Origin of the sequence: Methylobacterium sp. B4 (assembly GCF_003201865.1) — a bacterium.
Lineage (GTDB): Bacteria > Pseudomonadota > Alphaproteobacteria > Rhizobiales > Beijerinckiaceae > Methylobacterium.
Genome location: NZ_QJJJ01000006.1, coordinates 55216 through 68260, shown reverse-complemented (window position 1 = coordinate 68260; position 13045 = coordinate 55216). Strand labels below are relative to the sequence as shown.

Annotated in this window: 14 protein-coding genes and 1 pseudogene; 7 read left to right on the top strand and 8 right to left on the bottom strand. The window is 70.7% G+C overall.

Translation table 11 applies throughout. The annotated features are described in order from the left end of the window. Positions 1-5: 5 nt before the first annotated feature. Positions 6-890, top strand: a complete 885-nt coding sequence (gene rarD / locus BY998_RS10495; protein WP_110351574.1) for an EamA family transporter RarD — start codon at positions 6-8, stop codon at positions 888-890. Further along, positions 887-1885 (top strand): P1 family peptidase, encoded by a 999-nt coding sequence (locus BY998_RS10490; RefSeq protein WP_110351573.1) that lies wholly within the window; start codon positions 887-889, stop codon positions 1883-1885. The genes rarD and BY998_RS10490 overlap by 4 nt, the downstream gene beginning before the upstream one ends. 112 nt (positions 1886-1997) lie before the next feature. On the opposite strand, the gene BY998_RS10485 is transcribed toward BY998_RS10490, so the two are convergent. Continuing rightward, on the bottom strand, positions 1998-3671 hold the full coding sequence (locus tag BY998_RS10485) for an electron transfer flavoprotein-ubiquinone oxidoreductase (protein WP_110351572.1): 1674 nt from the start codon (positions 3669-3671) through the stop codon (positions 1998-2000). Positions 3672-3868: 197 nt separating this feature from the next. On the opposite strand from BY998_RS10485, the gene BY998_RS10480 reads away from it, so the two are divergent. The 3 genes from BY998_RS10480 (at position 3869) to BY998_RS10470 (ending at position 6432) form a co-directional block, all read left to right on the top strand. After that, positions 3869-4831: a uracil-DNA glycosylase gene (locus BY998_RS10480; RefSeq protein ID WP_110351571.1), complete on the top strand. Its 963-nt coding sequence runs from the start codon at positions 3869-3871 to the stop codon at positions 4829-4831. 104 nt (positions 4832-4935) lie between these two features. Beyond that, complete coding sequence (locus BY998_RS10475; RefSeq protein WP_110351570.1) at positions 4936-5841, top strand: neutral zinc metallopeptidase; 906 nt, start codon at positions 4936-4938, stop codon at positions 5839-5841. A gap of 27 nt (positions 5842-5868) precedes the next feature. Continuing rightward, entirely contained in the window at positions 5869-6432 is a 564-nt protein-coding gene (locus tag BY998_RS10470; protein ID WP_110351569.1) for a sugar O-acetyltransferase, read from the top strand. Positions 6433-6466: 34 nt separating this feature from the next. Here BY998_RS10470 and BY998_RS10465 read toward each other — a convergent pair whose 3' ends face one another. From BY998_RS10465 to BY998_RS10435, 7 genes and pseudogenes are all read right to left on the bottom strand, one after another. Continuing rightward, positions 6467-6784: a transcriptional regulator gene (locus BY998_RS10465; RefSeq protein ID WP_110351568.1), complete on the bottom strand. Its 318-nt coding sequence runs from the start codon at positions 6782-6784 to the stop codon at positions 6467-6469. Beyond that, positions 6784-7109 (bottom strand): annotated as a pseudogene (locus tag BY998_RS10460) (type II toxin-antitoxin system RelE/ParE family toxin). The gene BY998_RS10465 and the pseudogene BY998_RS10460 overlap by 1 nt, the downstream one beginning before the upstream one ends. A gap of 73 nt (positions 7110-7182) precedes the next feature. Beyond that, positions 7183-7929 carry an arginyltransferase gene (locus BY998_RS10455; RefSeq protein WP_110351567.1) on the bottom strand — a complete coding sequence of 249 codons (747 nt, stop codon included), beginning with the start codon at positions 7927-7929 and terminating at the stop codon, positions 7183-7185. A 158-nt stretch (positions 7930-8087) separates the two neighbouring features. Beyond that, positions 8088-8582: an RDD family protein gene (locus BY998_RS10450; protein ID WP_110351566.1), complete on the bottom strand. Its 495-nt coding sequence runs from the start codon at positions 8580-8582 to the stop codon at positions 8088-8090. Positions 8583-8702: 120 nt separating this feature from the next. Beyond that, the gene (locus BY998_RS10445; RefSeq protein ID WP_110351565.1) at positions 8703-9110 is read right to left on the bottom strand and encodes a hypothetical protein; all 408 of its coding nucleotides are present in this window, start codon (positions 9108-9110) and stop codon (positions 8703-8705) included. A gap of 16 nt (positions 9111-9126) precedes the next feature. Next, positions 9127-10182 (bottom strand): porphobilinogen synthase, encoded by a 1056-nt coding sequence (hemB, locus tag BY998_RS10440; RefSeq protein WP_110351564.1) that lies wholly within the window; start codon positions 10180-10182, stop codon positions 9127-9129. 285 nt (positions 10183-10467) lie between these two features. Beyond that, positions 10468-10704: a hypothetical protein gene (locus BY998_RS10435; RefSeq protein ID WP_110351563.1), complete on the bottom strand. Its 237-nt coding sequence runs from the start codon at positions 10702-10704 to the stop codon at positions 10468-10470. Between the two features lie 619 nt (positions 10705-11323). Between BY998_RS10435 and BY998_RS10425 the strand changes: the two genes are divergently transcribed. Next, complete coding sequence (locus tag BY998_RS10425; RefSeq protein WP_110351561.1) at positions 11324-12454, top strand: enoyl-CoA hydratase/isomerase family protein; 1131 nt, start codon at positions 11324-11326, stop codon at positions 12452-12454. Next, complete coding sequence (locus BY998_RS10420) at positions 12451-12918, top strand: DUF6163 family protein (protein WP_110351560.1); 468 nt, start codon at positions 12451-12453, stop codon at positions 12916-12918. The genes BY998_RS10425 and BY998_RS10420 overlap by 4 nt, the downstream gene beginning before the upstream one ends. The last annotated feature ends 127 nt before the right edge of the window (positions 12919-13045 follow it).

Sequence of the window (13045 nt, the reverse complement as noted above, 5' to 3'; positions counted from 1 at the left end):
ACATCGTGGGCCTGATCTACGCGCTTGCCGCCTATCTGAGCTGGGGCCTCGTCGTCCCGGTGCATTTCCGCCTGCTCGACGGCATTCCGCCCGGGACGATCCTGGCGCAGCGCATCGTCTGGTCGGCCGTGCTCGTCACCGGTCTGATCGCGCTCCTGCGCCATAGGCTCGCCAACCCCTTCCCCCTGCGGCGGCGCCACGCCCTGCTCGTCGTCTCGGCGCTTCTGATCGCCTGCAACTGGCTGCTCTACCTCCTGGCGGTCACGAGCGGGCACATGCTCGATGCGAGCCTGGGCTACTTCATCAACCCGCTCGTCTCGGTGGCGCTCGGCGCGCTCGTGCTCGGCGAGCGCCTGCGCCGGGTCCAGGTCGTCGCGGTCGCCATCGTCGTCCTCGGCGTGGTGATCGCGCTGATCATGGCGGTGCGCCTGCCGCTGCTCTCGCTGGGGCTCGCGGTCAGCTTCGCGCTCTACGGGCTGATCCGGAAGGTCGTCGGCGTCGACGGCACGGTCGGCTTCTGCGCGGAGACCTTCCTGCTCCTGCCCGCCGCCCTGGGCTACCTCGCCTTCGCCGCGCCGCCGGTGCCGGACGACGCCCGAACCTGGGGGCTGCTCGCGCTCACGGGCGTGACCACGGCGCTGCCGCTGATCTGGTTCGCCGCCGCGGCGACGCGGCTGACGCTGGCGACGCTCGGCCTGATGCAGTACCTCGCGCCCACCTGCCTCATGGTTCTCAGCACGCTCGTCTACGGTGAGACCCTGACGCCGGACCGCCTCGTGCTGTTCGGCCTGATCTGGCTGGCGCTGGTGCTCTACGCCACCGACGCGCTGCGCCACGAGCGCGGACGGCGCGCCGCGCTGGCAGGCGCGCCGGCAGGAGAGAGGCGATGACCCGGACCAACCGCATCACCGACATCCCCGGCCTGCGCGTCGGCCACGCGGAGGATGCGCGGATCGCCAGCGGCGTGACCGCGCTCGTCTTCGACACGCCCTTCGTCTGCGCCGTCGACGTGCGCGGCGGCGGCCCTGGCACCCGCGAGACCGACCTGCTCGATCCGGCCTCCACCGTGCCCAGCGTCGATGCCCTCGTGCTCTCGGGCGGCTCGGCCTTCGGGCTCGACGCGGCGGCGGGCGTGGTCGCCCGTCTCCGCGAGGCGGGGCGCGGCTTCGCGGTGGGCGGCGTGCGCGTGCCGATCGTGCCGGGCGCCATCCTGTTCGACCTGCTCAACGGCGGCGACAAGAACTGGGGCCGGTTTCCGCCCTATCGCGAACTCGGCTACGCGGCGGCTGACGAGGCCCGGGGCGGGGCCTTCGCCCTCGGCTCCGTCGGCGCCGGGTTCGGCGCGCGCACCGCCAATCTCAAGGGCGGCCTCGGTTCGGCCTCCAGCTTCGTGCCGGGTCTCCCGGCGCAGGTCGGCGCCCTGGTGGCGGTCAACGCCTTCGGTCGGGTCACGATGGGGCAGGGGCCGCATTTCTGGGCCGCGCCGTTCGAGCGGGGGGCCGAGTTCGGCGGCCTCGGCCTGCCGCCGCGCGTGCCCGACGACGCCCTGTCCTGGCCGCGCGAACCCCTGCCCGGCGCCAACACCACGCTGGCGGTCGTCGCCACCGACGCGGCGCTCACCAAGGCGCAGGCCAAGCGCCTCGCCATCGCCGCGCAGGACGGCCTCGCCCGGGCGATCCACCCGGCCCACACGCCGCTCGACGGCGACGTGGTGTTCGCGGTGGCCACGGGCGCGGTGCCGCTCGCCGATCCGGTCGGCGACCTCGCCCGCCTCGGCGCGGCGGCGGCCGAGACGCTGGCGCGGGCGGTCGCCATCGGCGTCCACGCCGCGACCCGGCTGCCGTGTCTCGACCTGCCGGCGTGGCGGGAGCTGCACGGCGGCTAGGTTCTCCTGCGTCGTTGCGAGCGGAGCGAAGCAATCCAGCCGGCGCGACCGTTCCGGTCAGGTCGGTGCTCCGGATCGCTTCGGCTTCGCCTCGCGATGACGGGGAGCGATCCTACAGGTTGGTGTAGTTCGGCCCGCCCGGCCCCTCCGGAGTGACCCAGTTGATGTTCTGGTTCGGGTCCTTGATATCGCACGTCTTGCAGTGGACGCAGTTCTGCGCGTTGATCTGGAAGCGCACGCCGTCGCTGGCCGCGGCGTCCTCCACCCACTCGTAGACGCCGGCCGGGCAGTAGCGGCTGGACGGGCCGCCGTAGACGTCGTGCTCGGACCGCTTCTGCAGCTCCATGTCCTTCACCTTGAGGTGGGGCGGCTGGTCCTCCTCGTGGTTGGTGTTCGAGAGATACACCGAGGAGAGCCGGTCGAAGGTGAGCTTGCCGTCGGGCTTCGGGTAGGTGATCGGCGTCACCTCCGACAGGGGCTTGAGGCAGGCATGGTCCGGCTTGCCGTGGCCCAGCGTGCCGAACAGCGAGGCGTCGGCGATCGAATTCATCCACATGTCGAGCCCGCCCAGCCCCACGCCGACCAGCGTGCCGTATTTCGACCAGAGCGGCTTGACGTTGCGCACCGGCTTGAGGTCGCGCCCGATCGGGCTGTCGCGCCAGCCCTCCTCGTAGGCGGTGAGCTCGTCGCCCTGACGGCCCTGGACGAGCGCGTCGAAGATCGCGTCCGCCGCCTGGATTCCCGAAAGGATCGCGTTGTGCGAGCCCTTGATGCGCGGCACGTTCACGAAGCCCGCCGAATCGCCGACGAGGCAGCCGCCGGGGAAGACGAGCTTGGGCACCGACTGCCAGCCGCCCTCCATGATGGCGCGGGCGCCGTAGCCGATGCGCTTGGCCCCCTCGAAGGTCTCGGCGATCATCGGGTGGGTCTTGAAGCGCTGGAACTCCTCGAACGGCGACAGCGTCGGGTTCTCGTAGTTCAGGTGCGTGACGAAGCCGACCGAGAGCAGATGGTCGTCGAAATGGTAGAGCCACGAGCCGCCGCCGGCCTTGTTGGGCAGCGGCCAGCCCATCGTGTGCTGCACCAGCCCCGGCTCGAACTTGTTCGGCGCGAGCTGCCACAACTCCTTGACGCCCAGGCCGTATTTCTGGTGGTCGCTGTTGCGGTTGAGCCCGAACCGCTCGATCAGCCCCTTTGTGAGCGAGCCGCGGGCGCCCTCGCCGAAGACCGTGTACTTGGCCCGCAGCTCCATGCCGCGGGTGAAGTCGTCCCGCGCCTCGCCGGTGCGGGAGATTCCGAGATCACCCGTCGCGATGCCGGTCACCGTGCCGCGCTCGTCGGTGAGCACTTCCGCTGCCGGAAAGCCGGGATAGATCTCAACGCCGAGACCTTCCGCCTTGGTGCCGAGCCACTTCACGGTGTTGGAGAGCGAGCCGACGAAGTTGCCGTGGTTCGACAGGAGCTTGGGGAAGAACACGTTCGGCATGGTGACGCCGCTGTTCTTCGTGAGGAACAGGAACTCGTCGCGCTCCACCGCCGTCTTGAGCGGCCGGTCGGGGTCCTCGCGCCAGTCGGGCAGCAGGGTGTCGAGGCCGAGCGGATCGACCACCGCGCCGGAGAGGATGTGCGCGCCGACCTCGCCGCCCTTCTCCACCACGACGACCGAGATCTCCTCGCCCTTCTGCGCGGAAAGCTGCTTGAGGCGGATCGCGGCGGCGAGGCCGGCGGGTCCCGCACCGACGATCACCACATCGAAATCCATGCCTTCGCGTTCGGGCAGCGCCATCCTTGCTCCTCCTGCGGCCGATCGTTCGGGTGCTGTCTCACGCCGCGTCGGCCCAATCTATTGTCAAGATGTCTCTCAACCGATTCCAAGGTAGGAAGGCAAGGCCGTTCGGGTAGCGGCAGGCCCGCGCCGGGCGTGCCCATGCGACGATCCGCGATACGGTCGCCGGCGTTGTCCACAGGGCACGCACACGCCACATGGAACCGATGACTGCGAGAAGCGCGGAACACGACGCCAGGGCCGACCTGATCTCCTACCTCGACTTCCACGTCGAGGCGGGCGTCGACGCAGCCCTCGACGAGCGGCCCCACGACCGCTTCGCCGAGGCCGAGGCGGCGGCACAGGCGCCCCACCCGGAGCCGGCCCCGCGCCGTGAGCCCCCGCCGCGCTCCGAACCTTCGGCCCGCTCCGAGCCTTCGGCCCGGCGCGACGCTCCCTCCGGCGAGGGGGCCCCCCTCGATTTCCGGCGCGAGCTGCCGAGCCGCGATCCGCCGCCGCGCGAGCCGCCGCGCACCTACGGCAACGCGGCGGGCGCCAAGCCCGGCGAGGCGGCCGACGATGCTCGTGCGCGGGCGGCGGAGATGAACACGCTCGAGGAGCTGGAGGCGCTGCTGCGCGGCTTCGAGGGCTGCTCGCTGCGCTTCACGGCCAAGAACCTCGTCTTCGCCGACGGCAACCCCCAGGCGCGGGTGATGTTCGTGGGCGAGGCCCCCGGGGCCGACGAGGACCGGATCGGCAAACCCTTCATGGGAAGCTCCGGCCAGCTCCTCGACCGGATGATGGCGGCGATCGGGCTCGACCGGACGATGGCCTACGTCTCCAACGTCGTGCCCTGGCGCCCGCCGGGCAACCGCAACCCGACCCCGCAGGAGATCGCGATCTGCCGCCCCTTCGTCGAGCGCCAGATCGAACTCGCGAGCCCCGATATCCTCGTCTGCCTTGGCGCGCCCGCGACGCAGACGCTCACCGGCACCAAGGACGGCATCCTCAAGGCGCGCGGGCGGTTCTACCCCTATCGCCTGCGCGACGGCCGCGAGATCCGGGCGCTCGCCACCCTCCATCCGGCGTACCTGCTGCGCCAGCCGGTGCAGAAGCGCCTCGCCTGGCGCGACTTCCGCATGCTGAAGAGCGCCCTCGACGGGAGCGCCCTGGCCAAGTAGGCCCGGGGCGGCCTAAGCGGAACCGTAGCCTCCGCCTCGCCATTCTAGAAAGCAGGCCCGGTCTCGCGATGAGGCCGGATGCGACGCGGGCGTCGGGAGACTCTATGCGCTGGGACGATTTTCGCGCTTCTGACAACGTCGAGGACCGGCGCGGCGAGGGTGGCGGCGGCGGCGGGTTCCCCGGCGGCGGCATGGGCGGGCTCGGCATCGGCACCATCGTCGTGGTGCTGCTGATCTCCTGGGTCACCGGCATCAACCCGGCGATCCTGCTCGGCGGCGCCCAGCAGATGGCCGGCGGCGGAAGCCAGCGCGAGCAGCGCGTCGATCCCGAGACGCAGGCGCGCCGCGGCGAGGCCCCGACCGACCGCGCCGGGCAATTCGCCTCCAAGATCCTCGGCAACACCGAGGATGTCTGGAAGGAGGTTCTGCCGAACCAGACCGGGCGGCAATACACGCCGACCACGATGGTGCTCTACCAGGGCGGCACCCGCTCAGGCTGCGGCATGGCCCAGGCCGCGATGGGCCCGTTCTACTGCCCGCTCGACAAGAAGGTCTACATCGACCTCGGCTTCTTCAAGGAGATGCAGACGAAGTTCGGCGTGAAGGGCGATTTCGCCTACGCCTACGTCATCGCCCACGAGGTCGGCCACCACGTGCAGGACGTGCTCGGCATCCTCGGCAAGGTGCAGAGCCGCCAGCAGAACGCGAGCAGCAAGACGGAGGCGAACCAGCTCTCTGTGCGCGTGGAGCTGATGGCCGATTGCCTTGCCGGCGTCTGGGCCAAGAACTCGAACGACCGGTGGAACGCGCTCGACCAGAACGACATCAAGGAGGCGCTCAACGCCGCCAGCGCCATCGGCGACGACAAGCTGCAGGAGAAATCGCAGGGCTACGCCGTGCCGGACTCCTTCACCCACGGCTCCTCCGAGCAGCGGATGCGCTGGTTCATGACCGGCTACAAGAGCGGCCAGACCAAGTCCTGCGACACCTTCCGCGCCAGCCGCGGCTGATTTTCTCGGATCTCTCGGGAGGCTTCCATGGCCGAGACCGCGCGCGAGCTGATGCTCGCCGGCAAGCCCTATCGCGGCGACGATCCGGAACTGGTCGCGCTGCGCAACGCCGCCAAGCGGCGGCTCCTGCGGCTCAACGCCATGGAGCCGGAGGATGCGGCGGGCCGCGAGGCGGTGGTCCGGGCGCTTCTGGGCGCGGCCGGGCGCAACCCGACGATCTGCCCGGGCTTTGCCTGCGACTACGGCAGCAACATCTCGGTGGGCGACGACTTCTTCTGCAACTTCAACTGCGTCTTCCTCGACTGCGCCCCGATCACCATCGGCCACCGGGCACAGATCGCCCCGGCCGTGCAGATCTACACCGCCGAGCATCCCCTCGACCGCGCCGCGCGGGCCGCGTTCTGGGAATCGGCCCGGCCCGTCAGCATCGGCGACGACGTTTGGATCGGCGGCGGCGCGATCCTGCTCCCCGGCATCAAGGTCGGCGACGGGGCGGTGATCGGTGCGGGCGCAGTGGTGACCCGCGACGTGCCGCCGGGGGCTGTGGTGGTGGGAAACCCGGCCAAGGTGGTGCGCTGGACCGAGGAGTGAGCGCGGCGGCCGGCCGAAGGGATTCCTGAGTCGGTCAGCGGCCGACGGCGACGGAAAGCTGTATGCCTGACGTCTTCTGAACCGTCCTCAGAACACTGAAGAGATTGGTCGCGGTCGGATTCCCGGCCGGACCGAGCATACGCATCAGGCTCTTTGAAGACGTACCCGTCTCCTCCGCCAGACGCTCGAAGCCGATCGTGGCATTGATGTCGTCACGCAAGACCGCCTTGCCGGTTTCGATGTCGCCCGCGAGCAACTGGTCCACAGCTTCGGTGAGCAGAGCGTCACGGAATGCCGGGTCGCGTTCGGCCCTTGCCTTCACGGTGTCCTTGAAGCTGCGGGTCAGGGCCATCACGCGGTCTCCTTCTTCCGTCGCCTGTACTCCGCCCGTGGGCAAGCGCCTCGGCGATGTCGTCTTACTGACGCCGCTTCGTGCCGCCACAGAGCAGAACGATCAACGTGTCCCCGTCCCGCCCGAAATACAGCCGGTAGCCGGGTCCCCAGGCGATCCGGTACTCCTGCACACCTTCTCCGCCCCCTTTCACGTTCAAAAGGTTGCCCGCCTCCATGCGCGCCATCGCGACCGTGACCTTGGCGGCGGCTTGTGGGTCGAGATCGTCGAACCAGCGGCTGAAAGGGCTGTGGCCTCGGCTGTCCACATATTCCCGGATCTCCATCGAGAACAGTACCTTAAAAGTTACCATTCAAGGTGTGGAGGGGTGGGAGCCCGAAGGTTTTCTGAGCGCCGCGCTATTCTACCCGCATCCAGCCCTGGGGCATCAGCCGCTCCTGGGGCAGGAACTTGGCCTTGTAGTCCATCTTGCGGGAGCCATCGACCCAGTAGCCGAGATAGAGATACGGCAGGCCGAGCGCGCGGGCGCGCTGGATGTGGTCGAGGATCATGTAGGTGCCGAGCGACCGGCTGGCCTGGGCCGGGTCGTAGAACGAGTAGACCATCGACAGGCCGTCGGCGAGCACGTCGGTGAGGCAGACGGCAACGGGCGCGCCGGTGCCGCGGCCGTGGATCGCGCTGTCGGGGCCGCGCTCGCGATAGACCACGAGATGCGTGTCGACGTGGCTGTCCTCGATCATCATGGCGTAGTCGAGCACGGTCATGTCGACCATGCCGCCATCGCCGTGTCGGGCGTCGAGGTAGCGGCGGAACAGCGCGTATTGCTCGGAAGCCGGGCGGTTGGGCTCGGGCGTGCCGATCAGCCCGGCATTGCGCTGGAGGATGCGGCGCTGGCTGCCGGTGATGGCGAAATCCTCGACCACGACCCGCACCGAGACGCAGGCACGGCAGGTTTCGCAGGCCGGCCTGTAGGCGATGGTCTGCGAGCGGCGAAAGCCGCCCTGGGTCAGGATCTCGTTGAGATCGCGCGCGCGGCGCCCGACGAGGTGGGTGAACACCTTCCGCTCCTCCTGGCCCGGCAGGTAGGGGCAGGGGGAGGGCGCCGTGAGGTAGAATTGCGGGGTGTCGCGCGGATGGCTCGTCACGCTCGGAAGGCTCGCCCTCGGGGCCGGCGGCAGCGAAAGAACTGCACCGCCGAGGTGTCAGTGTAGCGGGATCGCGGCGGCGCTCAACTGGATTGATGGGTGTCGGCGGCGGCTTTCCGCCGCCGCGGGATCGCCCAAACGGCGTAGTCGCGCGCCGGTCAGATCCGCACGACGGCGAGACCGAGCAGCAGATCGTGGCCGAGGCGCCGGTCGGGGCGGACGAGGCCGAACACGATGTCGAGGCACCAGAGCAGGAAGGTCGAGATCGCCACGTAGAACAGCAGGGCGTGGATCGCCGCCGTGAGCATGTCGACCGGGCGGCCGCTCTCGGGCGCCACCACGCGCAGGCCCATCATGCGCATGCCCAGCGTGCTCTGCTTGTGGCCGCCCACGGTGATCGCGCTGTAGAGGATGCCGCTGATGCCGAGGATCGGGAACAGCATCCAGGCGAAGCCGAAGGTGAGAACGCCCAGAATCGCGATCGCGGTGGCGAGCACCGCCGTGAACGCGAAAATGAAGGCCAGATCGAGCAGGTAGGCGACCGTGCGCCCGCCCAGGCTCGCCCGGACGTAGGGCACGGGAAAGCCGCCCTGGCCCGGCATTCCGGTCGGGTCGCTGTAACCGGGCTGATAGCCGGGCTGGAAATCTGTCATGTCCGGCGCTCCCTCGACCGCTGCGTGCAACCCGGTTCAGGTGGGAAGACCGGGCTGCGCTGCCAAGAGGGATATTGAGAGGGATGCCGGGAGGAGGGCATGCGGGGGAAGCGGAGCTTCTCAGCCTCCGCCGCCGGGATCGGCCGCCTCGGCCTCGGGGCTCGCCAGATAGTAGCGCTTGAGCAGGTAGAGGGAGGCGCCGTTGACCGGTCCCCGCTCGGTCGTGACCGCGGTGAGGTCGTCGCCCGGGCCGAAGCCGCAAACGAGGTGGCGGGGGCGGGCGGCCTCGCCCTTCAGGGGGGGCCCGCCGGCGCCTGCGAGGCGGTAATCGACGCGCACACTGCCGCGGCTCGCGCCGGGGCCGACCCGCAGGAGGGTGATGTCTGCCCCGGGCGGGGCCAGCGCCGGCACGGCCCGGCGGCAGAGCGCGGCGCGGCGTGCGTCGAGGGCGCTGTCGCAGGCCGCGCCGCCGACGAGCCAGACGGCGAGGGCGCCGGCCAGCGCCGCACCCCGGCCCTTCCGGCGCATTCCGGCCGCGTCCCGATCAGGCGCCGCCGCGCAGGCGCTCGGCGACGCGGGGGGCGTAGTAGGTCAGCACGCCGTCGGCGCCCGCCCGCTTGAAGGCGAGCAGGCTCTCGGTCATGGCACGCTCGCCGTCGAGCCAGCCGTTGCGGGCGGCGGCCTCGATCATCGCGTACTCGCCCGACACCTGGTAGGCGAAGGTCGGCACCGCGAACGCGGTCTTCACCCGGGTGATGATGTCGAGATAGGGCAGGCCCGGCTTGACCATCACCGAGTCGGCGCCCTCGGCGAGATCCAGCGCGACCTCGCGCAAGGCCTCCGCCGCGTTGCCGGGGTCCATCTGGTAGGTGCGCTTGTCGCCCACCAGCGCCGCGCTGGTGCCGATGGCGTCGCGGAACGGACCGTAGAAGGCGCTGGCGTATTTCGCGGCGTAGGCCATGATCTGCACGTCGCGAAAGCCGGCCCGGTCGAGGCCGGTGCGGATCGCGCCGACGCGCCCGTCCATCATGTCCGAGGGGGCGATGATGTCGGTGCCGGCCTCGGCCTGGATCAGGCTCTGCTCGACCAGCACCGCCACGGTCTCGTCGTTGAGGATGGCGCCGTCCTCGATCAGCCCGTCATGGCCGTGGCTGGTATAGGGATCGAGCGCCACGTCGGTCATCACACCGATCTCCGGCACCGCCCGCTTCACCGCCCGCACCGCCCGGCAGACGAGGTTTTCGCGGTTCAGAGCCTCGGAGCCCGTCGGGTCCCGCAGACCCGGCTCGGTGTAGGGGAAGAACGAGATCGCCGGGATGCCGAGCCGGGCCGCGCGCTCGGCCTCGCGCACGATCTCGTCGACGCTGAGGCGCTCGACGCCGGGCATGGAGGCGATCGGCTCGCGTCGCCGCTCGCCCTCGATCACGAAGAGCGGCCAGATCAGGTCGTCGACGGTGAGCGTATGCTCGCGCACGAGGCGGCGCGACCACTCCGCCTTGCGGTTGCGGCGCGGGCGCTGGGTGAGGCTCAGCGGCCCGGCGCCGGGGGCGGCCTCGCGCGCGGTCTCGATGGCGAGCGGGCGCGGCGTTGCGTCTGACATGGTCCTGGGACTCCGGTCGCTTCTCGAACGCTTCCGAGGCGGACCGGACGCCGTTCCGGCCGCGGGGGAGGGTCCGTCACAACAAGGACTTGCACAACAAGGACTTCGGAGCCTTCATGCGACGGCGGTTCGTCGCGCGCGGACTCCGGACGGCGCGTCCCGCCCGCATCCGGTTCGCGGAGAGCGGCGCGCGCGGGCAGCAGCGGTAAGCGCCCTACCACATCCGCTTTCGCGCCCGAAAGGCGCCGTCGCCGCAGGGCAGCCTCCCCGGCACCGCAACCGCCGTCAGCCGGTCAGATCCTCGACCTGACAGACGAGGCGCAGGCGCATCAGCACCGTGTCGGGCGCCTCGCGCACGGTTACCACGAGGATGCCGGACCCGCCGAGCTTCACCGGGTCGGCGGCATAATCCGCCGCCCGCGCCAGCGCCTCGGCCCGCGCGGCGGTCGGGTCGGCCAGTTCCCGGCCGCTCGCGTCGATCACGACGGCCTCGTCGGCGATGTCGAAGAAGTAGCGAGGCAATGTCCGGCCCCTTTCCGCCCCGGCGCGAGGGACGCCCCGGCAATCCCGGTCCGGATCGCGCGGGCTTTCCCCGAACGCCACCCTCGCAACGGAGCCGGTGATGCCTCAACAACAAATGCAGGGTGGGGAGAACCCGCGGCGAAATCAGTATCGGAGGGCGATCGCTTCGGTCCGCCGCGCCGCCGTGCTCGTCCCGCTTCTCGCCCGATGCTTCGTTCGCGCGGGCCGCGAGCCGTGTGATCGCGGCGGCATCGCGCGCGTGGGGCGCCCGCGCCGGTCACCCTGCACCTCGGTGCGGCCCTCGGCGGTGACGAGGGCCAGATGCGACGCGGCCTCGACGCCCTCAGCCACGGTGGCCAGGCCGAGGCGGCAGCCGAGATCGGCCACGACCTCGACGATACGTTCGCCCCGAAACCCCCCGCCTCGCGCCGCGAAGCCGCTCCCACGGTGTCGCGCGGTTGCTCTCGAGGGAGACCGAACCCGCCGCGTTGACGCCCCGCGCGGGAGTCCGTCTAAGGGGCCGCGAGACAGGCCCCGCGCCGAGCCCGTGCCGCCACGCGGCGGGCATCGCTCGGGGCGTGACGGCACGGTGGAGGGAGCGCGGGCGGTGGAGCGCGGAATGGCGGACGGGCAGGCGGCCGGGCGAGAGGAGCTGCAGGAGGAATCGGCGGAGTCCGAGATCGGCTTCGAGATCCGCGGGGAGGCCGGGGTGATCACCCTGAGGCGGCCGCGGGCGCTCAACGCCCTGACCCTGCCGATGGTGCAGGCGATGCATGCCCGGCTGCGGGCCTGGGCGGCGGATGCGCGGGTCACGCGGGTCGTGGTGCGCGGCTCGGGCGGGCGCGCCTTCTGCGCGGGCGGCGACATCCGGCAGATCTACGCCCTGGGCAAGGCCGGGCGCGACGCCGAGGTGATGGCGTTCTGGCGCGGAGAATACTGCCTCGACGCGGCCGTGAAGACCTTTCCGAAGCCCTATATCGCGCTGATCGAGGGCATCGTGATGGGCGGCGGCGTCGGCATCTCGCTGCACGGTGACGTGCGGGTGGCGGCCGAGAGCTACAGCTTCGCCATGCCCGAGACCGGCATCGGCTTCTTCCCCGATGTCGGCACGACCTACGCCCTGCCGCGCCTGCCCGGCTGCATCGGCCGCTACCTCGCCCTGACGGGGAGCCGGATCGGCGCGGGCGACGCGCGGGCGGTGGGGCTGGCGACGCACACGGCCCGGGCTGCCGATTTCGAAACCATCATCGACCGGCTCGCGGCCGGCGCGGACATCGCGCGCGCCCTCGAAGGCCTGGACGCGCCGCAGCCCGAAACCGGCCCGCTGGTCGCGGAGCGGGCGCTGATCGACGCCTGCTTCTCGGGCGACAGCGTGGCGGAGATCCTGGCGCGGCTCGACGCGGCGGCGCGGGAAGGCTCCGCCTTCGCCGAAGCGGCCGCCGCCACGATGCGCGGCCGCTCTCCCACCAGCCTCGTCATCGCCCACGCCCTGATGCGCCGCGGCGGCGATCTCAGCTTTGCCCAGGCCATGCTCGCCGAGTACCGGCTGGCCGAGCGGCTGATGGAGGAACACGACTTCTACGAGGGCGTGCGGGCGGTGATCGTCGACAAGGACAACGCGCCCCGCTGGCGGCCCGACAGCCTGGAGGGCGTCGATGCCGGGGCGATCGAGGCGGTGCTCGCTTCCCTCGACGGTGCCGAATCCTTGTTCGACGGCAGCCAAGGTCCCGACGAAGGAGCCCGGCCGTGAGGGCCCTCGCCAAGGTCGGGACCACCCGCGACGGGCGCGGACGCCCGAGCGCCGCGGCGAGCGACCGGATCGAGGGCGTCTCGCCCAAGCAGCAGACCCGCTGGGACGTGGTGCTGGTCTGGTTCATGCGCGTGAGCGCGCTGGTCTGGCTCGCCAAGGGCCTCGCGACCTGGGGCGAGATCCTCGACCTGATCCCCGGCCGGACCCCGTTCGCCGAGCTCGCGCTGGGGCGGCAATCGACCATCGTCTACTTCGCGGTGATCGACTTCGTGGCGGCGGTCGGCCTGTGGCTGACGAGCGCCTGGGGCGGGGTGGTCTGGCTGCTCGCCGCAACCTCGGCCCTGACGCTGGCGGTGCTGACGCCGCAGCTCCTGCCGATGTCGGCACCCGTCATCGCAGTGCAGGCAAGCATTGTCGCCGTTTACTTCGTGTTATCCTGGCTGGCGGCGCGCGATGTAGGCTGAACGAGTGGTCAATATCATCGTTTCATTTTGCATTTACCGACAGAAGTAAATCGGAAGTTCATCCTGTCGCTTAAACTCGCTTTCATCGGTGCCGCCTAGGTTCGACCCATAAGCGATGCCGGCCAGC